Source organism: Nonomuraea africana (assembly GCF_014873535.1).
GTDB lineage: Bacteria > Actinomycetota > Actinomycetes > Streptosporangiales > Streptosporangiaceae > Nonomuraea > Nonomuraea africana.
In genome coordinates this window covers 2703527-2724056 of the sequence record NZ_JADBEF010000001.1, presented here as the reverse complement: position 1 = coordinate 2724056, position 20530 = coordinate 2703527, and the positions used below count along the sequence as shown (strand labels likewise).

16 protein-coding genes are annotated in these 20530 nt (G+C 68.6%); 7 read left to right on the top strand and 9 right to left on the bottom strand.

Annotated elements, in window-relative coordinates:
* Window positions 1–34 precede the first annotated feature (34 nt).
* From H4W81_RS12760 to H4W81_RS12740, 5 genes are all read right to left on the bottom strand, one after another.
* Window positions 35–931 (bottom strand): Crp/Fnr family transcriptional regulator, encoded by an 897-nt coding sequence (locus H4W81_RS12760; protein ID WP_192775016.1) that lies wholly within the window; start codon window positions 929–931, stop codon window positions 35–37.
* Entirely contained in the window at window positions 928–1119 is a 192-nt protein-coding gene (locus H4W81_RS12755; RefSeq protein ID WP_192775015.1) for a hypothetical protein, read from the bottom strand. The genes H4W81_RS12760 and H4W81_RS12755 overlap by 4 nt, the downstream gene beginning before the upstream one ends.
* A gap of 553 nt (window positions 1120–1672) precedes the next feature.
* Window positions 1673–1840: a hypothetical protein gene (locus H4W81_RS12750; protein WP_192775014.1), complete on the bottom strand. Its 168-nt coding sequence runs from the start codon at window positions 1838–1840 to the stop codon at window positions 1673–1675.
* A gap of 147 nt (window positions 1841–1987) precedes the next feature.
* Entirely contained in the window at window positions 1988–2923 is a 936-nt protein-coding gene (locus tag H4W81_RS12745) for a tyrosine-type recombinase/integrase (protein ID WP_318781702.1), read from the bottom strand.
* A gap of 296 nt (window positions 2924–3219) precedes the next feature.
* The gene (locus H4W81_RS12740) at window positions 3220–4110 is read right to left on the bottom strand and encodes a LysR family transcriptional regulator (RefSeq protein WP_192775013.1); all 891 of its coding nucleotides are present in this window, start codon (window positions 4108–4110) and stop codon (window positions 3220–3222) included.
* A gap of 133 nt (window positions 4111–4243) precedes the next feature.
* Between H4W81_RS12740 and H4W81_RS12735 the strand changes: the two genes are divergently transcribed.
* The 5 genes from H4W81_RS12735 to H4W81_RS12715 all read left to right on the top strand — a co-directional run bounded on the left by H4W81_RS12735 (window position 4244) and on the right by H4W81_RS12715 (window position 8087).
* The gene (locus H4W81_RS12735; protein WP_192775012.1) at window positions 4244–4882 is read left to right on the top strand and encodes a hemerythrin domain-containing protein; all 639 of its coding nucleotides are present in this window, start codon (window positions 4244–4246) and stop codon (window positions 4880–4882) included.
* A gap of 183 nt (window positions 4883–5065) precedes the next feature.
* On the top strand, window positions 5066–5386 hold the full coding sequence (locus H4W81_RS12730) for a cupin domain-containing protein (RefSeq protein ID WP_225958583.1): 321 nt from the start codon (window positions 5066–5068) through the stop codon (window positions 5384–5386).
* Window positions 5387–5472: 86 nt separating this feature from the next.
* On the top strand, window positions 5473–6714 hold the full coding sequence (locus tag H4W81_RS12725; protein ID WP_192775010.1) for a glycosyltransferase: 1242 nt from the start codon (window positions 5473–5475) through the stop codon (window positions 6712–6714).
* A 33-nt stretch (window positions 6715–6747) separates the two neighbouring features.
* Complete coding sequence (locus H4W81_RS12720; RefSeq protein ID WP_192775009.1) at window positions 6748–7347, top strand: dihydrofolate reductase family protein; 600 nt, start codon at window positions 6748–6750, stop codon at window positions 7345–7347.
* Window positions 7344–8087 (top strand): SAM-dependent methyltransferase, encoded by a 744-nt coding sequence (locus H4W81_RS12715; RefSeq protein WP_225958582.1) that lies wholly within the window; start codon window positions 7344–7346, stop codon window positions 8085–8087. Before H4W81_RS12720 ends, H4W81_RS12715 begins: the two co-directional genes overlap by 4 nt.
* A gap of 140 nt (window positions 8088–8227) precedes the next feature.
* Here the strand turns inward: H4W81_RS12715 and H4W81_RS12710 are convergent, their stop codons facing one another.
* Together H4W81_RS12710 and H4W81_RS12705 are read right to left on the bottom strand one after the other, a co-directional pair.
* The gene (locus tag H4W81_RS12710; RefSeq protein WP_192775008.1) at window positions 8228–11386 is read right to left on the bottom strand and encodes a Tn3 family transposase; all 3159 of its coding nucleotides are present in this window, start codon (window positions 11384–11386) and stop codon (window positions 8228–8230) included.
* A 591-nt stretch (window positions 11387–11977) separates the two neighbouring features.
* Window positions 11978–12514, bottom strand: a complete 537-nt coding sequence (locus tag H4W81_RS12705; RefSeq protein WP_192775007.1) for an SET domain-containing protein — start codon at window positions 12512–12514, stop codon at window positions 11978–11980.
* Between the two features lie 146 nt (window positions 12515–12660).
* On the opposite strand from H4W81_RS12705, the gene mobF reads away from it, so the two are divergent.
* Window positions 12661–16641, top strand: coding sequence for a MobF family relaxase (mobF, locus tag H4W81_RS12700; RefSeq protein ID WP_192775006.1), 3981 nt, complete (start codon window positions 12661–12663; stop codon window positions 16639–16641).
* 30 nt (window positions 16642–16671) lie between these two features.
* Here the strand turns inward: mobF and H4W81_RS12695 are convergent, their stop codons facing one another.
* Window positions 16672–17403: a hypothetical protein gene (locus H4W81_RS12695; RefSeq protein WP_192775005.1), complete on the bottom strand. Its 732-nt coding sequence runs from the start codon at window positions 17401–17403 to the stop codon at window positions 16672–16674.
* Window positions 17404–17520: 117 nt separating this feature from the next.
* On the opposite strand from H4W81_RS12695, the gene H4W81_RS12690 reads away from it, so the two are divergent.
* Window positions 17521–18981 carry an AlbA family DNA-binding domain-containing protein gene (locus H4W81_RS12690; protein ID WP_192775004.1) on the top strand — a complete coding sequence of 487 codons (1461 nt, stop codon included), beginning with the start codon at window positions 17521–17523 and terminating at the stop codon, window positions 18979–18981.
* Here the strand turns inward: H4W81_RS12690 and H4W81_RS12685 are convergent, their stop codons facing one another.
* Window positions 18982–20286, bottom strand: a complete 1305-nt coding sequence (locus H4W81_RS12685) for an IS256 family transposase (protein ID WP_192775003.1) — start codon at window positions 20284–20286, stop codon at window positions 18982–18984. It abuts the gene before it with no gap.
* Window positions 20287–20530 lie beyond the last annotated feature (244 nt).

The following is a 20530-nucleotide window of genomic DNA, read 5'->3' as shown; positions in this document are numbered from 1 at the left end:
ACGCCTCAGGAGACAAGGGCGGGGTTGATCGCATCTACCGAATAGGACTGACTGGCTGCGGGCGTGGCCTGGAGCCGATTGCCGAAGGGTAGAGGCGCCTCGCAACCCGTGCACGCGCCTGAACAAAGTGTGGGGCTGCTGACGGATGGTTGAGTGGCACTGACCAGTGCCGAAGGAGCCCGGAAATCCTGATCAGGTCATTGGGACGTAGGACAACGATCGACCGATAGGCCGTCGCGACGATGTCGCGATCGCGCCAGTCTCGCAGGATCCGCTCTACGGTCTCTCGGGAAGCACCTATCCAGGAAGCGAGCTCCGCCTGAGTAAGCGGAACGGCCATCCGGCTGGAGCCCAGCCTGACTGCCATGGGGTAGTCGATCAACGACACCAATGCTTTGGCCAGGCGGCTGTTGGCTGCCTCAGAAGCCTGCTGTCCCAGACGTTCTTCGGCTTCGTTCAGACGTGTCAGCAGTTCTCGTGAGAGCGCTGGCCATGCCGTTGGATGTTGGTTCAGGAAGCCCTGGAACCGATCGCGTGTGATCAGGATGCCCTCGACCCGATGAAGGGGCTGCATGGTCATGGCCCGTACGGGCGTCCCACTGACCTCCAGCGCCTCGTCTTCTCCCAGGATTTGGCCTGGATACCGCAGGGCCAGCATGGTGGGGTGGCGGGTGTCGGCGTTGAGGACTGCCTTTACGTGGCCGTCGAGCAGGACGAAGGCGAAGTCGCTGTTCTGTCCTCGCCGATAGATCGCATCGTGTGGTCCCGCGTAGCGCTTCCACCGCCCGACTGACAGCAGCGCCTTGCGGCCTGCCTTGCCCAGCCCCACCCAGAAGCTGTTGTGCCGAAACCCCTGAGCCTCCAGCGCGAGCTTGCGGCGGGCACTGGTGACGGGGACGGGAGCGCGCTCCTCAGCAGGCCGTGTGCTCATCGCCGGCCTCGGATGGCCTTGATGATCGGTGGGATGGCGGCGAGTACTGCTGCGAGGCCGGCAAACACCCCAGTGATGATGGACGGTTCTGCGGCGCCGAGCTGGGCTACGGCGAACCCCGCCAAGGTGATCACTCCCAGAGTCACCAGTACCCCGGCGGCAGCCACCGGCCAATCGCTCATCTTCATGGGCGAGGACCCTTCTTTTTGTGGTTGAACCCGATTTCCACTGCCTATCCGCGATGTGATTTCCCTGGTAGGGGGGAGATCGTGGGGGTCGCGGATGGACAGGTAGCACCTGCCCAATAACGGTAGTCGGGCGTGACCATGAACGCAGGGGTCAACAAACGCTCGCGCTGCACGCCTGGGGCAGAAAAAAGAATGGCAGGAAACCCCCGGGCTACCACCCCCGGTGGGCTCCTGCCTGCGGCGATGCGATCGGGTTCAACCACGAGACACGACCTCGCCTGTTACCCAATGTACGGCCACTTAGTACGTGCAAATTCCTTCAGATGCCGGAATCGGGCCGACAGATTGGCTCGCTGCTTGGGGTTATGTCGGGTGTTTGTGGTAAAAGTACAGCGCTCCATTCAAGATCGCAGACTGTATTTCCGCAGGTAGTTGCCGGTGCGGCGCACAGATCCCCTTTCGAAGGAGAGTTCGGGCGGGGTCGTGGTATGAGCGGTGCGGTCGTGAGTGACAGGACAACGTTCACCAGACCCAGGGACCGGTCATGAAGGCCTCACGATCGCCATGCGGCCCAGCTCAACAGGAACGCGAGTGGGAAGGGCGCGAACATCATCACCGCCACCCCGGTGAATTCGTTGTCCGGATCATGAGGCCAGAAGACCAGGATGAGGACCTGGGAGGCACCGATCGCGGCGCCCGCTAGAACCGCCTTGAGCAGCATCGGGATTGTGTGATTCCGGGGTTGAGGAACCTGCGGACAGCCGTTGGCGGTACCCGCGAGTAACTTAGCTGGAGGCCTCAACGAGGGTTGTCGTGTGATCCGGGGACCCTGTTCGCCGGGTAATGACGTGAAGGAGCGAGCTGCAGGTCAGCGCGTTCCCTGGTCGCGGCGTCGGCGGGCGGCGCGGATTTCGGCGTCGGCGACGTCGTCGGCCAAGAGGGTGTAGAGCTGGGTGGTCTCGGCGGAGGCGTGGCCGAGGCGACGGCGGACGGCTTCGATGGACACGCCGGCGTTTATGAGTTCGGTGGCGTGGGCGTGCCGGAGCTGGTGGATGTCGATCTCGACTCCGGCCGCCTGGCAGTAGCCCTCCCATCGGTGGTGGGCGGCATCGTAGGACAGCGGCCCACCCGAGCCGTTGATGCTGGCGCGGAACAGGGGCCCGCTGGTGTAGCCGGCGCGGGCCAAGTAGAGCTTGAGCAGGCTGACGTAGCCGCGGTCGTCCAGCAGCACGGTGCGCACGCTGCCGCCCTTGCCGTGGATGCGCGCATGCTCGTCATCCAGGCGCAGGTCGAGGTCCTCGACATACAGGCCGCACACCTCCGAGGCGCGGGCGCCGCACACATAGGCGGTCTCGAACAGCACCCGATCGCGCAGCCGATCCAGCGGCACGCCCTTGCGTGGCCGCCGGAAGCAGATCGCGTTCAGGACCTCGGCGACGTCGGCGGCCGCGGCCGGGCGGGGCAGCGTCTTGGGCACCTTGATGGTGTCGATGCGGTCCATCGGGTTGGCCTGCAGCAGGCCGTGCCGTACGGCCCAGCGACAGAAGGAGGCGATCGCGGCGCGCTTGCGCTTGCGGGTGGCCGCCGACAGCTCGCCGAGGTCGGCGAGGAAGGCCCGGATGGGCGCGGCGGTCAACGCGGCGAGGTCGCCGTCGACGTGGGCGGTGAACTGCAGCAGGTCGCCCCGGTAGGCGCGGATCGTCTGGCCGGAGGCGCCGGCGTTGCGCTTGTCGGTGAGGAAGTCGTCCAGGTGCGCCGCGAGCGGATGGGCGCGGCCGAGGTGCTCGCTGATGACCGGATCCACCGTGCCGCCCTCCACCATCCGCCGGGTTGCCAGATAACCGGAAAAGGAGGCGTCCGCGCCGAACAACGGTCGCCCAGCTCGCGCCACGCCTGTGATCGCTATCTTGCCAGGTAACAACAGTTATCCCGCAACTGGTTCGGGCTTGTGGGTGGCCAGGCATGGCCGCAGCCACTTGGGGAAGAGCCACACGGACCCGGCCGCCCGTGTACCGCGCGCGGAGCACTGTCGGTTCTCAGCGACGATGGATGGGAATCCTACGAGGGTGCCGCCGCTCGCAGGGTGACGAAGGCGGCGTTTCAGAAGGCGATGGGGCCGAGGTCGCGGGCGGTCTGGGCCAGGGCGCGGATGATCTGATTCTCGGTCTCGGTGCGCCACACCAGGGCGTACGGCAGGGCGTCGAGGTCAGTGATGGGCAGGTAGGCGATGTCGGGCCGGCTCCAGTACCGCGCCATGTGGGCGGGGAAGAGGTTGACGAGCTCTCCGGTGCTGGCCAGGGCGAGGATCTCCTCGGTGCTGTGGACCAAGAGGCCGCGCTCGATCCGGTGTCCTGAGCGGGTGTGAGACGGGACGAAGCCGTCGGCCCAGTAGTCGGGTACCGATGGGGCGCCGCTGTGCTGGAAGTCGGCGAGCATGTCCAGCGAGACGGAGGGGCGCCGGGTGAGTTCGTGCTCGGCGGCCACGGCCACCACCCGCGGATCGGCGAACAGGAGCGGGCCCACGGTCAGGTCGGGTTCTTCGACCGGCAGCCAGCAGACCAGCATGTCGAGGTCGCCGCGGCGCAATCCGGCGAACGGATCGACAAAGGGGGCGTGCTGGATCTGCAACTGCCACTGAGGATGGCGGGCGCGGAAGGTGTCCCAGTAGGGGCGCAGATCGTGGGCGTTGAGGGGGATCATGCCCACCCGCAGTTGCGCGGTGATGCCGCGGGCGGCGAGGTGGGCGCGTTCGAGGCTGTCGCGCAGGCCCGCGTAGACCGGTCGCAGGTCGTCACGGAGCTGACGGCCGAGCGGAGTGAGGTGGATCTGGCGGCGGTTGGAGCGGTCGAACAACGCGCTGCCGAGCCGGCGTTCTTGCTGGCTGATCGCCTGGCTGACGCGGGCCTGGGAAATGTGCAGGCGGGCGGCCGTCCGGCCGAAGTGGAGCTCCTCGGCCAGGGCCAGGAAGATCTCGATGTCCCGAAGCTCCACGTCATTCCATCTCGTCGATAACCCATACGTTATCGGGATTATACGGAAGTACACGTTGATACAGGTCATGCCCTATTCCAGAGTGGGGGACGTCTGAAACCGGGCCCAGACCGGCCACGCGAGGGGAGGGGCCATGAGCGGCACGCTCGACCTGTCGGTGATGTACCTGATGCACGACGCGCTGCGCCGGGAAGCGCAGCATCTGGCTCGGGCCACCGCCCGAGCCGACCGTGACCCCCAGACTGTCCTGGGCACCACCGCCGGCTGGCAGCTGTTCAAGACGGCCCTGCGCGTCCATCACACCGCCGGGAACGACGTGTTGTGGCCCGGCTTGCGCCGGAGCCTGGCTGGACGGCCGGGTGATCTGATGCCGTTGGAGGTGCTGGAAGCCGAGCACGATGCCATCGAGCAGGTCATCGACGTGATCGACGCGGCCCTGGCCGGCCCCGAGGCCGGGGCGGACCAACTCGGTGACCTCACCGACTCTCTGGCCACGGGGGTGATCGGGCATCTCCGGCATGAGGAGGACCAGACGGTGCCGCTGATCCTCACGGTCACCACCGGCGGGCAGTGGGAGCGCTTCAAACAGATTCACGCCCGTTGGATCGGCTCGGACATCGCCCGGGTCCTGCCCTGGCTCCTGGACGGGGCGAGTGACCAGGCCGTCGCCGCCGTGCTGGCCGCCTTTTCCGAGCCGGTCCGCCATGCCTATCTGCACCGTTGGCGGCCCGCCTACACGGCCTTAGACCGCTGGAGCACCACCACGGCCTGATGCGGCCTGACAACGGTGGAGCCGACCTCATGTCGATGCGCCGGCAGCCGTGGGTCGCGTGCCTGCCCGCTCGAGCTCACCGACCCCTCATGGGGTTGTCACTTTGTCCGTTCTCACGATTGGTCTGCGATGACACTGATCCGCTCTGCCGATGCCCGCCGTACCGAAACACCCGCTGCCGTCATGACCACCCTGGCCTCCCCCTCCCAAGGCGGAGCGACGCTGGCGCTGTGGCGGGTGGAGATGCAGCCTGCCGCTCAGGGCCCCGTCCATCTCATCGACGCCGAGCAGGTCTGGGCGCTCATGGCCGGTGAGGCGACGATCACCGTGGACAGTGAGGACCTGTATCTCGGCCCGGGTGACACCGCCATCCTGGTCGCCGACGTCCCTCGCCAGGTGACCGCGGGCCCGCAGGGCTTCACCGCCGTCGTGACCGCCCCCGCCGGCGCCCGGGCCGGTGTCCCGGGCAGCACGGACAAGGTCATCCCGCCGTGGATCGCCTGACGTCCCCTGCCAGACCGCACAGACGGTGATGATCACCGGCCGCGGCTGAACCTAGCGGCCGGAACCTAGAGGACTGGAGTTGTGAGATGCGGGTGTTGTTGTCGGCCTACGATTCGCGCGGGGGTGTCGAACCCCTAGCGGGACTCGCGGTGCGGCTGCGGGAACTCGGCGCGGACGTGCGGGTGTGCGCGCCACCGGACGAGGAGTTCGCCAAGCGGCTGGCCGGCGTGGGCGTGCAGATGGTGCCCGTCGGCCCGGCGGTGCGCTCGCTGGCGACCGGGGCGCGACCGCCGGGGGCCGCGGGATTCCAGCAGATCTCGGCCGAGCTGGTCACCGCGCATTTCAGCGTGCTGGCCGAGGCGGCCGAGGGCTGCGATGTGCTGTTGGCGACCGGTGTGCTGCCAGCCGTGGCCTCCGCACGGTCGGTGGCTGACAAGCTCGGCATCCCTTACGTGTATGCCTGCTACCAGGCGGTCACCTTGCCATCGCCGCACCATCCACCGGCCGCGCGGCCGTTCCGGCCGCTGCCGGCGGAGGTGAGCGACCACCAGGCGCTGTGGGACCTGGACGCCGACAGCGCGAACGCGCTGTTCGCCGAGATGGTCAACACGCACCGAGCGTCGATCGGCCTGCCACCGGTGGACAACATCCGCGACTACGCCTTCACCGACAGGCCGTGGCTTGCGGCGGACCCGATCCTGGGCCCATGGCAGGAGCCGGCCGACCTCGACGTCGTGCAGACCGGCGCATGGCTTCTGCCGGACGACCGCCCGCTCCCGCCCGAGGTGGAGGCGTTCTTGGCCGCCGGCACACCGCCGGTCTACGTGGGCTTCGGCAGTATGCCCACGACAGGCTCACACGACATGGCCAGGGCGGCCATCGAGGCGATCCGCGCGCAGGGCCACCGGGCGCTGCTGTCCCATGGCTGGGCCGACCTGGTCCTGATCGACGACCGAGACGACTGCTTCACCGTCGGCGAAGCCAACCACCAGGCCCTGTTCCGCCGGGTGACCGCTGTCGTCCACCACGGCGGGGCAGGCACCACCACGACGGCCACCTGGGCGGGTGTGCCGCAGGTGGTGGTGCCCCAGCAGACAGTGGACCAGACCTACTTCGCCAGCCGGGTGGCAGAGCTGGGAGTCGGCATAGCCCACGACGGGCCGACCCCGACCACAGCATCGCTCTCAGCCGCGCTCAAGAGGGTTCTGACCCCCGAGGTCCGCGCGCGAGCGACCGCCGTGGCCGACACGATCCGCACCGACGGTGCGGCGGTCGCCGCGAAGTTCCTGTTCGACACGGCAGGCCACGAACAACCCCTTCACGCCTAACCGACCCTTCACGCCTAACGAAGAGAGCACACCATGCGAAAGCTCACCTATTACGTCGCCACCACCCTGGACGGCTTCATCGCCGACCCCACCGGCGCCGACCCGTCCGCGCCGGGCGGGATCCTCACCCCGACCCCCGACTACATCGAGCAGATCATCACGCACTATCCCGAGACCCTGCCGGTCATGGCCCGCCAGGCCCTCGGCATCACCGCGCCCGGCACCCGCTTCGACACCATCGTCGAGGGCCGCCGCTCCTACCAGCTCGGCCTGGACATAGGTGTCACCAACGCCTACCCGCACCTGCGGCACTACGTCTTCTCCCGCACCCTCGGCCCGAGCCAGGACCCCACGGTGGACATCGTCTCCACCGACCCCGTGGCCAAGATCAGGGAACTCAAGGCCCAGGACGGCCTCGGGATCTGGCTGGTGGGCGGCGGCGAGCTCGCCGGGGCGCTCCACGCGGAGATCGACGAGCTGATCCTCAAGGTCAACCCGGTCACCGCCGGCACGGGCATTCCGCTCTTCGGCGACAAGACGTCGTTCAGCCCGCACCGCTACACCCTGACCGGCAACACCGCGCTGCCCAGTGGCGCCCTGTTCCTCACCTACACCCGTACGGCCACGTCATGAGCAAGGAACCGATGGACCGTTCTCTGATCAGCAGCATCGCCCACGCCGACCACCCGATCGCCGCGCCGGTGAGCGCCGCCAACCTGGACAAACTGCTGCGGCGAACCAAGCTCCGCGACGGCGCCCGCATCCTCGACCTCGGCTGCGGCGAGGCCATGTGGACGCTACGGGCGCTGGAGCTGTTCCCCGGCTCGACCGCCGACGGCGTGGACACCTCCGCCAGTGCCCTAGCCTCCGCGGCCAAGCACGCCGAAGCCCGCAGGCTCAGAGACCGCATCGGCCTGCACGAGATGGGGGCGGCCGACTTCCGCGCCGCCGAGCCGTACGACCTGGTGCTGTGTGTCGGCTCCACGCACGCCTTCGACGGCCTCACACCGAGCCTGCAGGCGATCAAGCAGCTGACCCGGCCCGATGGGCTGGTGCTGGTGGGCGAGGGCTTCTGGCAGACGCCCCCGTCGCCGGAGCTCGAGGCCGAGATCGGCCACTACCCCGACCTGGCCGAGCTGGTCGCCCAAGCCGAGGAGCCCGGGTATCGCACCGTCTACGCGCACACCAGTTCGCAGGGTGAGTGGGACGAGTACGAGTGGTCGTGGACCGGCTCTCTGGCCCGCTGGGCCGTGGACCACCCCGGACCTGACGGCGACACCGCACTCGCCGCCGCGCTGGAGCACCGTGACGTGTGGCTCAACGGCTACCGCGGCAAGCTCGGCTTCGTCACCCTGCTGCTGCGTCAGGCGTAGTCAGCCAGCCCCTTTCCGAGCAGTACATCGAGCCTCTTGCCCCGCAAGCAGTCCAAACGCCTGCGGGACAAGAGGTTCGAGGCGTCATGCCGAAGCGGAGCAGACCGGCGGTGCCATAAAGCCAGCCACGAAGTCAGTGGTTACAGACCCTCCTCCTCCATCATTGAGCCGCCGCCATCGGGCAGGTCGGGGATCTCGCCCAGCCGGCGCAGGCCTTCGGCGGGTGCGGAGGAGGAGATGGCATAGCGGCCCAGGACGTTCAGATGAGCGTGGCCGAGCGGGCTGAGCCGGGCAGCATCTTCATCCCTGACCGGGATGCCCTGGGCACGCAGCCGGTCGACGGCGGCCGACAAGTACCTGGAATTCCACAGCACGACCGCGTTGACGACCAGCCCCAACGCAGCCAGTTGATCCTCCTGGCCCTCCCGGTAAGCCTTCCGGATCTGCCCGCCCGAGCCGTGGCAGATCTTGCGAGCCAGCCGATGCCGCGACTCCTGCACCGTCAGCTGCTTGTTCAGCTTGCGCCGGTAGGTGTCGTCGATCGGATCCAAGATCGACAGCAGATGCAGGGTCTTGTCGATGCGGCCGTACTCGGCGAACGCCTGCCCCAGCGGGGTGGGGCGCCCGCCGCGGCTGAACATGCGCAGCAGGTCATAGGCGCGCACCTGGCTGGTCACCAGCGACCCGGCGACCCGGATCATGTCCGACCACTGCGTCTGAATCTTGCTCCGGTTGATCTTGTTGCGGGCGATCGCCTCCAGCGGCCCATACGCCGACGTCGTCCCGTCGGGCAGATCGGCGCGCCAGAACCGCTGGTCGCCCAGGTCGGCAAAGCGGGGGGCGAACCGGTAGCCGAGCATCGAGAAGATCCCGAATACCATGTCCGAGTCGGAAGCCTGGTCGGTGGTGACGACCTCGGGCTGTGGCCCGGCGTCGATGTTGATCAGCGTGTCGAGGATGTACAGCGAGTCGCGCGGCGTGCCCGGCACGACCATCTGCCCGATCCCCATCACTTGATCATTTACCGCGTTCAGGAGGGTGAGGCCGCGCTTGTAGCCGAAGTACTTCGGCGAGGGGGCGGCGTTGATCGTCTGCACCGGGACGACGAAGCGCAGCCCGTCGACCGAGGCCAGCAGCCCGCCGCCCCACAGCTTCACGATCGGCACGCCGCGCTGGGCCTGGATCAAGATCGCGTTGGCCGCGGCGTGGGTCTCGGCGCGCACGTAGTTCTGGTCGACGTGCGACAGGCGGCCGCGCGTGAGCGCCTCGTCCCCGTCCTTGATCACCGGGGTGAGGCCCACATTGCAGGCCTCGCTGATCAGCAGCGCCGCCAGCGATCGGGGCAGGTCGTGCATGCGGGTGGAGATGTCGGCCAGATGCGTGTAGGCGTCCGGAAACCCGGTCCAGGAGTGCACCTCCAGCAGCAGCTCGGGCAGGTCGATGCGCGGCAGCATCGCCTGGCAGGCCGTGCGCAGCCACTTCAGCGACGCGCTCTCGCCGAGCGCGCCGAGCTTTTCCACCGACAACCGGGCACGCCCATCGCTCGGGGTGACCACCCGCACCAGGGCGTCGTCACCGGCCTCGGCCAGGCGGCCGGCCATCTGCTTCCACGCCGCATCCAGCGCCAGCAACTTGGCGTCCAGGTGGGCTTCGACCGGGTCGGTCAGCGACAGCGCGGCCAGCACATCCTCGCTGATCGCCTCCCACGCCGCCCCGTCCAGCAGGTGGGCGCGCGGGTCGGCCCAGCGCAGCGACGGCGCGGCGAACACGTCCCGCACCTGCAAAGCCCGAAACAGCCCCTCCAGGACACAAACCACATAAGCGTCACGATCCACCGCCCCCGCCGACAGGTCGGGGTTGGCGAAGACCGGCCGCTTCCACGCCGGCGTCACCAGCGAGGCGTCGATCTCCTTCGCCGTCAGGGGCTTGCGGGAGACGTGCCGGCGCGCCAACTCCGGCAGGCGCCGCACCGCGGCCAGCACCTTGCGGCCGCCCGACGCGGCCCCCAGCGCCTTCGACTCGCCCAGCAGCTTCAGAAACGGGCGAACGGTGTTGTACTTGTCCACCAAAGCGGCGCGCAGCGCCGCCTCGGCGGCCCCGTCGTCCTCGGAGACGAGTTCCTCCACCGACTCCAGCGCGGCCAGCACCTGCTCCTTGCTCGCGCCGGCCTGCGCGGCGACCGCCGTCCACAACGCGGCCACGTCCAGATCGGCGTTCACCTCGGCGACAAGGTCCAGCTGCTCCACCAGGACCCGGCCCGCCCGTGACAGCAGCTTGGTGGCCTTCTCCAGCTTGGGCAGCATCGCCAGCCGCTCGCCCGTCGACTTGCGCCGCGCCGGGGAGATCAACCTGGTGGCCATCAGCAGTGCGAACAGGTCGAGAGCGTCGTCGATCGCCTCGGCCTCCAATGACCGGGTCACCGCGAGCATCGTGGCCGTCTTGCGCGGCTCGGACAGCCGGGCCAGCAGCGGCGCCTTGGTGCCCGCCCCGTACTTGGCCAGCGTCTTCATCCGCCGCACCGGCACCTTGTCGACCGGCACCCGCCCCAGCCGGAACGCCGCGATGTCGTCGACCCGCTTGAGCGCCTTGGCCATCTCGGTGCCCGACTGCCGCTTGGGCGCCTGCCGCAGTCGCTCCAGCTCTGAGATCCGCGCTCCTTCAGGAACCACCAGCAGCCCCGACAACGCCCGCGGCAACCCCGCATCGGCCCGCTCCGCCTGACGCGTCACCGTCGCATACAGGCGCTCATCAGCCCGCTCGCGCACCGAGCCGACCAGCCGCTCCAGCACCGTCACCCCGGGCAGCAGCACACGATGCCGGCGCAGCCACGCCACCGACTGATCGAACAGCGCCGTCGGCCCCTCGGCGTGCGTCCACGCCCGGCCGTGCAAGAACGTCCGGAACTGCTTCGCCAAGATCCGGCCCTCCCACGACTTTCGATCATCGAAGTCGTGGTAGCCGTAGACATCCCGGATCATCCAGGCATGCTCGTAGACCGTCTTCGGGCGCTCGCCGTACCGTTTCACCTGCGAGGGATCCCCGATGCCCAACTGTTCGGCCAGGTAGTCCACCACCGGCCACGGCACCTCCAGCGGGTCCTCCAGGAACAAGCCCTTGTGCCGGACCGTCCCGATCTGGATCGCTACGCCAAGGCGATGTGAATCCTGGCGCGACCGCGCGATCACTTCCCGGTCGAAGGCGTCCAGGAAGAAGAACTTCTCCATGTCCGGCAGCGACGGCATCTCGCTGAACGTCGAGTACGCCGTCCTCTGCTCATCAGACAAAAACTCCGCAGGCATGACCGACGACCGTAGGCACACCACCTAGCGCCCGGTAACAAGCTGAAACACACCGTATGTCCAGATCTTGAACGGAAATGATCAACGGCAGGGCGACCCGCCGAAGCGTCCAGCTAAGTTACTCGCGGGTACCGCCAACGGCTGTCCGCAGGTTCCTCAACCCCGGTATCGGCCTCTAGAGCCCCTCTAGACCTAGAGACCCCGTCCTCTAGATCTAGACCCCTTCGAGTGGCGCACGCCCCCCACGCATACACACCCACGCATCCCTTCGATGATCAAGGTCGGCGGGGATGTACGGCTGAGCCGCAGGCACCCCCCACCGGGCGACCTTCGGCCGAGAACTTGGCGTCGATGGAATCCCGGAAATGGAAACCCGTAGATGGTCTGACCAGGGCGAACCGCCAACGAGCGCGTCCACCTGGCCCTCGATCGCCCTTCCGGCCGAGCCAGGTCGACCGCGGCGCGGGCGGGCCTTTCTCCGGTCTTCGTCTGTGGTTGCTGTCTGATGTAGCCCGGTGCCATCCCGTTCATGGAGAGGAGATGGAAACCCGTCTATGGCCCGACCTGCTGCTGCCTCGCCGCCGGCCGGGATCAGGATCGGGTCGACTGCCGGATGAGCGTCAGCAGGGCCGGTACCCAGTGCTCGCCGTAACGCTGTTGAAGATCGAGAAGCCGCCAGTCATTGCCGGTGACCTTGGTGCGGCACCGCACTGCGCCACACTGGCAGTCCATGCCGAAGTCCGCCGCGTTTGTGCTGGTGGCGTAGTCATTGGTCACCTCCTCGCCCTCGGCGATGTCGCGCCGCGCGGCGAGGGTGTAGGCGTCGACCCACCAGAGGTTCGGATCACAGCTGTGGTTGCCCTTGCCGTTGGGGCGTCTAGGGGGCAGGACCAGGTGCATCTCGTCGGCCACCGTGATGGTGTCGATGTACGGCTGGTCGGGATGTCGCGAGGCCTGGGCGAACAGCGCCCGCAGTTCGGCCCCGGATACCAGACGCCCACCAAGCCGCGACACGAGCGTGCCCGCTGGGATGGGGGCGCGGGCGAACAGGCCGTCACCGGCGATCGGTGAGGACCGCACCTCAATGTCCGGGTGCAGCCAGCAGTCAGGTTCGAGGTCTTCCAGCACGGCCCCACGATGACCTACTCGCCCGCAGGACTCAATCGGCATGGCCGTCCCAGGATCAGGATCGCCAGCAACAAGATCAACTTCAGATCTGCACGCAGGTATCTTCGATACGGCGGCAAAAGATCTTGGGAGCGGGAAGGCGCGCGATGGCGTGGGTCAGCGTGATCGGACCCTCCATGGAGCAGATGGAGTACCGGCTCCAGGAGGGCGCTGGTTGCGGCCTGGCCCAGCCCGGCGAGCACGCCCACGAGGTCGCCGACCAGCAGATCGCCTACCGGCTGGCCGACGAACGCGCGCTGATGTGGATCGGCGAGGGCCTGCGCGAGGTCGGAATCACGCCGCAGACGCCGCTGACAACCGATCAGCACGAGGCGGCCAAGGCGCTGATGAGCGGCGTCGACCCGCGCACCGGTGAGGTCCTGGTCGAGGCCAAGCACTTGGCTGACCCGCGCGCCAAGCTGGCAGGCGAGCCGCTGGTGGCAGCGTTGGAGGCGGCGGCCGCCGAGCGCGGCGTCACGGTCGGGCGGATGCTGGCGGCGCGTCCGGCGATGGTCAAGCGCGCCGCCCAGCTGGCGCGCGGCGTCGATCGTGAGGGCCAGGCGCACCTGATCCGCATCCACGACGTGGAGAAGCTCGCCAGGGCGGCCGGCCTCGATCTGGCGCAGGTGTATGAGGCCAGTGAGCTGGCCTATGCGCACAAGTGGCGCGATGCCACGGTGCGGGTGGGCAACCGCGGCTACGACCTCACCTTGGACGTCACCAAGAGCGTCAGCGTCTTATACGGCTTAGCCGACGCCGAGTTCGCGGCCGCGATCGAGGGCGTGTTCGCCGACGCCGTGGTGGAGACCGTGGCGGCCGTCGAAGGGTGGGCTGCCTACGGTCAGCGCGGCCACCAGGGCGACGGGCAGCGAGCCGAGCGGATGGACTCCACCGGCCTGCTGGGCTGGGTGATGTGGCATCGCACGGCCCGCCCGGTCGACGGACAGGCGCCCGACCCGCATCTGCACGCGCACGTGGCGATCGCCAACATGGCGCGCGGCCTGGACGGCAAGTGGTCGGCGGTCGGCGCGGGCGGCCGTGACATCCACCGGCACGCTCAAGCCGCCGGCGCGCTGTTGAAGGCGCGTATCCGGCGGGTGCTGATCCAGAGCTACGGCATCGCGTGGAAGCGCGAGGAGACCACGGGCGCGTGGGAAATCGCCGCCATCCCGGAGCGGACGCGGGTGCTGTTCTCCAAACGCAACAGGCAGATGAAGGCGGTGCTGGAACGGCTGGGAATCGACCCGGCCTCGAGCAAGGCGCGGCATGTGGCGGCCGCTGAGAGCCGCCAGGCCAGGGGCAAGGAAGCGGCTGACGGTGACCTGCGCGCAGTCTGGCATCGCCAGGCCGACGCGTCAGCCAGTCGCGCCGATGACGACGATGGCGGCGAAGGCGCTGTCGCCGGGTACGGCCAGGCCCTCGCCGAGGCATGCCGGCACGGCCGCGCGGTGCTGCCGCGACGGCCCAGCGCGGCCGAGATCGCGGCCTGGATCTGGCGGCCGGAGTACGGGCTGACCGCGCACACCAAGGTCGTCAGCCGTGCCGATGTGCTGGCCGCCGTTATCGACGCCTGCCCTGACGGGGTCGAGGACCTGGCGGACGCCGAAGCGCTCACCGACCAGGTGCTGGCCTGCGGGCCGGTGGTGCGGCTGGCGGATGCTGGCGCCTGGCATCTGACCAACAGCCAGCGCTACAGCAGCAGCGACATCCTGCAGGCCGAACAGACTGTCCTCGAAACCACGCGGGCCCGCTATGGCCAGGGCGTGGCGGTGGTCGACCAGGAGGCGGCCGCGCTGGCCGTCGACGCCTTCGAGGTCGGCAACGCCCTGGCCTTCTCGGTCGGGCAACGCGAGGTGCTGGCCCGGCTGATGTCGGCCGGGCACGGCGTGGACGCGGTCATCGGGGTGGCCGGGGCGGGCAAGACGACCATCATGGCCGCCGCCCGCTCCGGGTTCGAGGCGCGCGGCTTGGTGGTGCGCGGCGCCGCGACCGCCGCGGTGGCGGCCGCGAATCTGGCCGCCGAGTCCGGCATCCGGTCGACCACCATCGCCACCTGGCTGCAGCTGGCCGTCCTGCTGGGGGAGGCTGAGCGGACGGGCACCAAGGTGGTGCTGATCGGCGACCCGCTGCAGCTGCGCGCGGTCGGCGTCGGCGGCGCCTTCCGCGCCGTCCACCGCCAGGTCGACGGGCTCACCCTGACCGAGAACCGCCGCCAGCGCGACCCGATGGAACGCAAAGCGTTGGAGCTGTGGCGCACCGACCAGCGGCGCGAGGCGCTGCGCACCTGGGGCGAGCACGGCCGCGTGCACGCCGGGGCAGGCGCCGACGACACCATGGCACGCCTGATCGCCGACTGGGCGACCGCGCGCCAGCCGTACCGGGGCGCGGGTCCGCAGGAGGTGCATGACGAGCTGGCCGGGGTGCTGGTGCTGGCCGGCACCAACGAGGCCGTCGACCGGCTCAACCTCGCCGCCCGCGCGGTGCGGCGCGAGCTGGGCGAGATCGTCGGCCCCGAGCGCCGCTACGCCATCGCCGGCGGCCGCCACCTGGTGCTCGCGGTCGGTGACCACGTCCGGGTGCGGAAGAACGACTACCGCGCCCGCCGCGGCGACGGCCCGATCGACGTGCTCAACGGCTACCGCGGCCGCGTGAAGGCGATCGACGAGCGCGGCCGCGTGAAGGTCGAATGGCGCACCGCAGGCCCCGAAGGCCCGGCCCTGCAGCAGGCATGGCTCACCCCGGGCGAGATCGCCAAGGGCGCCCTGAGCTACGGCACCGCGATGACGGTGGCGGCCGCGCAAGGGCTGACCGCCGACCACACGCTGATCTACGGCGCCGGCCTGGACCCGCACACCTTGTATGCGGCGATGACCCGCGACCGGCAGACCGCCCGCCTGTATCTGCCGCGCGAGCTGCTGGAAAGCGACGCCGACCGCGCCGCCCGCGGCCAGGTCCGCGGCGAGGCCGACGCGCTGCAGCGCGCACTGGCCGCCTACGCCGCCACCCTGGAAGGCGATCGCGCCGACCGGCTTCTCACCCCCGAGCCGGACCCCATCGCGCACCAGGACCCGGCCGCACGCCCACCGGCCGCCGTCGACGCCGCACGCCAGCAGGACGATCACGAGGCTGTCCGGGCCATGCTCGACAAGGCTCAGGCCGACATCCAGCTCGCCAGCGCCCGCCTGGCCCTGTCCCGCAGCCCCTACGGCGTCGGCCTGCTGACCGATCAGGCGCTCGCCGAGCGCCTGGCCAGCCTCACCGCGCAGGCCGAGGCCGCCGGCGCCGAGCTGGCGGCCGCCGAGCACGACCGGCACCGCTTCGCCCGCGACGGCGGCGGCCCCGCCGAGCTCGCCCTACAGGCCGAACGCGACAAGCTCGCCGACGACCTGCGCAGGATCGAGACAGCCGAGCGCGCCGAGCGGCGGCTGCAGCAGGCCCGCCAGCAGATCCTCGAAGGCCGCGCCGAGGCCGAACGGCTGCGCCGGCGTGAGCGCGAGCTCGCCGCCGAACTGGAGAAGCTGGGCAGCTGGCGGCCTTCCCACCGCGCCCGCCGCCGCGACCTGGTCGAGGTCGAGCTGCCCGAGGTGTGTGAGCGTCTGCAGCAGCTGCGCGAGCGCCTGGCCCCGGTCCGCGTGCAGGGCCCGGCGATGGAGGAGGCCGCTCGGGAGAGCATTGCGCAGGCCCCGCGCCGCGTGGTGTGGCCGATGATCCGCCGCCGCCACGACGACCTGGTCAGCGACTTCGCGGCCGCCCAGCGCGGCGCCCGCAGCGCCGACGTCAGCGGCGCCGACAGCCGCGCCGCCGCCGCGCGGCTGACCCGCGAACATGCCCGGCAGGAGCTGGCCGCCGCCCTCGATGAGAGCGAGCGCCGCGCCGACCTGCCGCCCGACCAGCGCGACATCGAGCACCGGGTCCGCAGAAAGGAAGGCACCCGGCTACGCGCCGAACGCGAGAAGGCTGAGCGTGAGCGCAGGTCACGCGAGGCCGAACGCGAGCGGTCTCGTCACCGCCAGCTCGACCTCGGGCACGAGCGGCCGCCCCCGACGCAGGGCCGCGGCGGCCCCACCCGTGGCGGGTTCGGCCGCTGACCAGTTCCTCACTCCTCAGTCCCCAGCTCCTCAGAGCTCGTTCTGCATCCAGTACTCGATGGTGTGCTTGTGCCCCTTGAGGAAGAAACTGACGGTGTAGTTCGTGCCCTTCTTGGCTTTGATCTTCAGGTAGTGCTTCACGCCGTTGCCGCAGGAGCGGTATCCCGAGTCCTTCACTGGCCAGTCCACGTCCCTGGTGATGACCCGTCGCAGCTCGGCTATGATCTTGGTTTTGTCGCCGCCGTCCCAGCAGCGGAAGACGACCTGCAGAGTCTTGGAGCGGGACTTGTACTGCCGCTTGACCCACCAAGCCTTGGTCGGGGTGTGAGAGTCGTGACCGAGGTTGATCCAGCGGCCCTGAGCCTGGACCGGCGTCGGCAGACCGGGCGCGGCGGCCGCATCGCCGGGATGGGCGACCACCACCGACCGCGCCTGGACCGCCGTCACCGCCTGGATAGGCGCGGCGTGGTGCGACTTCGCTGGCTGCGCCTGTGCTGGGAGGGCGGTGAGAAGGCCGGCTCCGCAGACTGCTGCGATGCCTAGGATCGTCCTGTATCTGTCCTGCATCTGTCCTCCGAGTTCCGCAGACGATTGATTGGCCCGATCGAGCTGGGCTTGGCCTGCCAGCAGAGCAGTCCTGTGACCGCGCTTGCCGGGGCCTGAGCCACCAGGATCGTGGCGGCGGAATTGTTTGGCAGCCCTGGTCAGGCAGGCAAACAATGCGTTTCTGCGAGAACGGCGCGGATTCAAGGACAGCCACACAGTTCCTCAGCGCGGATGCGACCCACTGATTGTCTCTAACCTAGATCGGCGACGGGGTTCGTCTGTCGTCGTCGTGCGGCATGCTGGATCGCACCAACCGCGGCGAAGTGAGGCAGCATGGCGTTGGACTTCGACATCAGTTCTGCACCTCGACGCCCAGCCGATTTCGTGGCCCTGGTCGAGGCCATCTTCGGGGCCAGCGATGCCGACGAAGGCACCTGGTTGGAGTGGAAGTCCACGCTGGACCTAGCCAGCAAGCACGGCTGCCACCACATCGCTCGTGCCATCATCGGCTTCGCCAACCGCATGCCGGATGAGGCTGCCCGCTTCACCGAGGGACGCGCCTATCTGGTTGTGGGCGTCGAGCCGAAGAATCTGCAGGGCATCAAGCCCATCGATGTCGTCGACCTGGGCAAGGGGGTTGATCCCTACCTGGGGAATCCCGGTCCACGGTGGCGTCCAACGTATGTGAACGTCACCCTGCCGTCGGGTTCGGCTCAGGTTCTGATCATTGAAGTAGAGGCTCCGCGGTGGGGCGATCCCATCTTCTGCATGCGCAAAGCCCTACTGCCGACCCTCGAAGGCGCTATCTACATTCGCGGGAACGGAGACACTCGACCGCCGAAGGCTCGGGAGATCGACGCTTTGGGGGAACGGATACGCCAGGGAGCTCAGCAGGTTGAGGTTGAGGTGCTTGTGCGGGCTGGCGCGCCGGTCCAGCCCGTCGATACCAGTGATCAGGCTGTGCGGCAATGGCTGCAAATCAAGGAACGCCTGGCCGTGGAGTCGCTGCTGAGCTGGGAGCGCAGCCGTGAGGTCGAGCACGATGACCTGGCTCGCCGGTTCTACCAGTCCGGCACGCTGACGGGGATTCACGCTCTGAGCGAGGCCCTCGGCAAGGGGCGGGGACAAGGGCTAATCAGGCACATTGCCGAAGGGCGTACACCGCAGAAGTACCGCGAGCAAGTCGGGGCCTATCTACAACGCCTCGCCGACAGCTGGCGGCAGGCTCTGCTTCCCGGTGCGGCCGCGCATGTGGCCCCCATTGAATTTGAGCTGAACAATCTTCTTGCGGCCAACTTGGCCGAGGTCGAGGTGCGGTTGTATGTGCCCGGCAACGTCCACGCGGTCCGGCCCCGTCCCCTGACGTCGAGGGTGGCCAACGACAGTTTCGTCGATCTCCCGCATCCACCTCAGCCCTACGGCCCCCGACAAGCTTCACTGATCGACATTTACCCGGGCCTTCACTCGACCCCACGTATGTCCCCATTCACCACGATGCCGGGCAATGCGCCAAGCCCTCCGAGGCCGCATATCGACAACGGCGGCTCGACCACCATCACCTTCCCGGCCGTGCACTTGCGCCCCCATCATCGGGTCCGCTTGGACCCGATCGTGTTGGTGGTCGAGGCCCCTGTGCCAGCCGTCATCACCGCCCGATGGTGGGCCACCTCGACCAGCATGAATGGCACTGCCCAGGGCCAGTTATCCATTCCGGTCGCTGACGAGCCACTGCCGCTCGCCGTTGTGCTGACCGAGGGGTGTGTCCAGTTAACGGTGTATCTCGATCTTGATTAGTTATCGGGTGGTCGGGTTCAGGCGGCCTTCGAAGGTGATGGCGAAGGCGTTCAAAGCGGCTTTCCAGCGGGTGATCCAGCGTTTGCGGCCCTTGCCGGTCGGGTCCAGGCTCATGATGGCCATGTAGACGCACTTGAGCGCGGCTTGCTCGTTCGGGAAGTGGCCGCGGGCCTTGACTGCCCGCCGGATGCGGGCGTTGACCGACTCGATGGCGTTGGTGGAGCAAATCACCCGGCGGATCTCGGTGTCGAAGTTGAGGAAGGGCACGAATTCGGCCCAGGCGTCCTCCCATAGCTTCACGATCGCCGGGTACTTGCCGCCCCAGGTCTCGGCGAACTCGTAGAAGCGCTCGAGCGCGGCGGCCTCGGTCGGGGCGGTGTAGACGGGCTTGAGGGCCTTGGCGATGGCGTCCCAGTGCTGGCGGGCGGCGTAGCGGAAGCTGGCGCGCAACAGGTGAACGACACACGTTTGCACCACCGCCTGCGGCCAGACGGTCTCGATGGCCTGAGGCAGCCCCTTCAGGCCGTCGCAGACCACCATCAGCGCGTCAGCGACGCCGCGGTTCTTGATCTCGGTCAGCACGTGCAGCCAGAACTTGGCGCCCTCTCCGCCGTCGCCGGCCCATAGCCCGAGGATGTCACGCTCGCCGTCGACGGTGACCGCCATCGCCACGTAGATCGGCCGGTTGGCGACCTGGCCCTCACGCAGCTTGACGTGGATAGCGTCAATGAAGATCACCGGATAGACGACATCGAGCGGCCGGTTCTGCCACTCGGCCATCCCCTCCAGCACCTTGTCGGTGATGGTGGAGATGGTCTGCTTGGAGACCTCAGCGCCGTAAACCTCGGCCAGGTGCGCGGAGATCTCGCCGGTGGTCAGGCCCTTGGCGGCCAGCGAGATGACCATCTCATCCACCCCGGACAGCCGTCGTTGCCGCTTGCGCACGATCTTCGGCTCGAAGCTGCCGTCCCGATCGCGGGGGACGGTGATCTCCACCGGCCCGACGTCGGTGATGACGGTCTTGGCCCGGCTGCCATTGCGGGTGTTGCCCGTCTCGCCGCCGGAGCGTTCGTGCTTGTCGTAGCCGAGATGGTCGGTGATCTCGCCTTCGAGAGCGGACTCCAGTACCAGCTTGGTCAGCCGGCCCAGCAGCCCGTTCTCCCCGACCAGTTCGACTCCTTCGGCCCGCGCCTGGTCGACCAGCTTGGCCACCAGCTCCCGATCCGTCGAGTTGTCCGGCTTCTTGCGCGCCACCGCGGCGTCCTCCAGGTCGATCTCCGTCGATGCCTGGATCACAGTACTCATCAGGTGCGTTCTCCTTGATCAGGAGTTACACCGAAAACCGTACAGTCCCTGACCGAGCCCGACGCATGGCGACAGCGCAGGAACAAGACCTCATAACGCATGCAGCTCGTCACACCGGACTCGAGCTGACCGCGATCGTGGATAAGGGTCGGCGACTCTTCAGGCCTTACGATCGCCAGCTGCTGGCTGGCGTTTGTGCGGGCTGGGGGCGATCGACGGGCCGGTACCTCCTTCGTCGGCACCG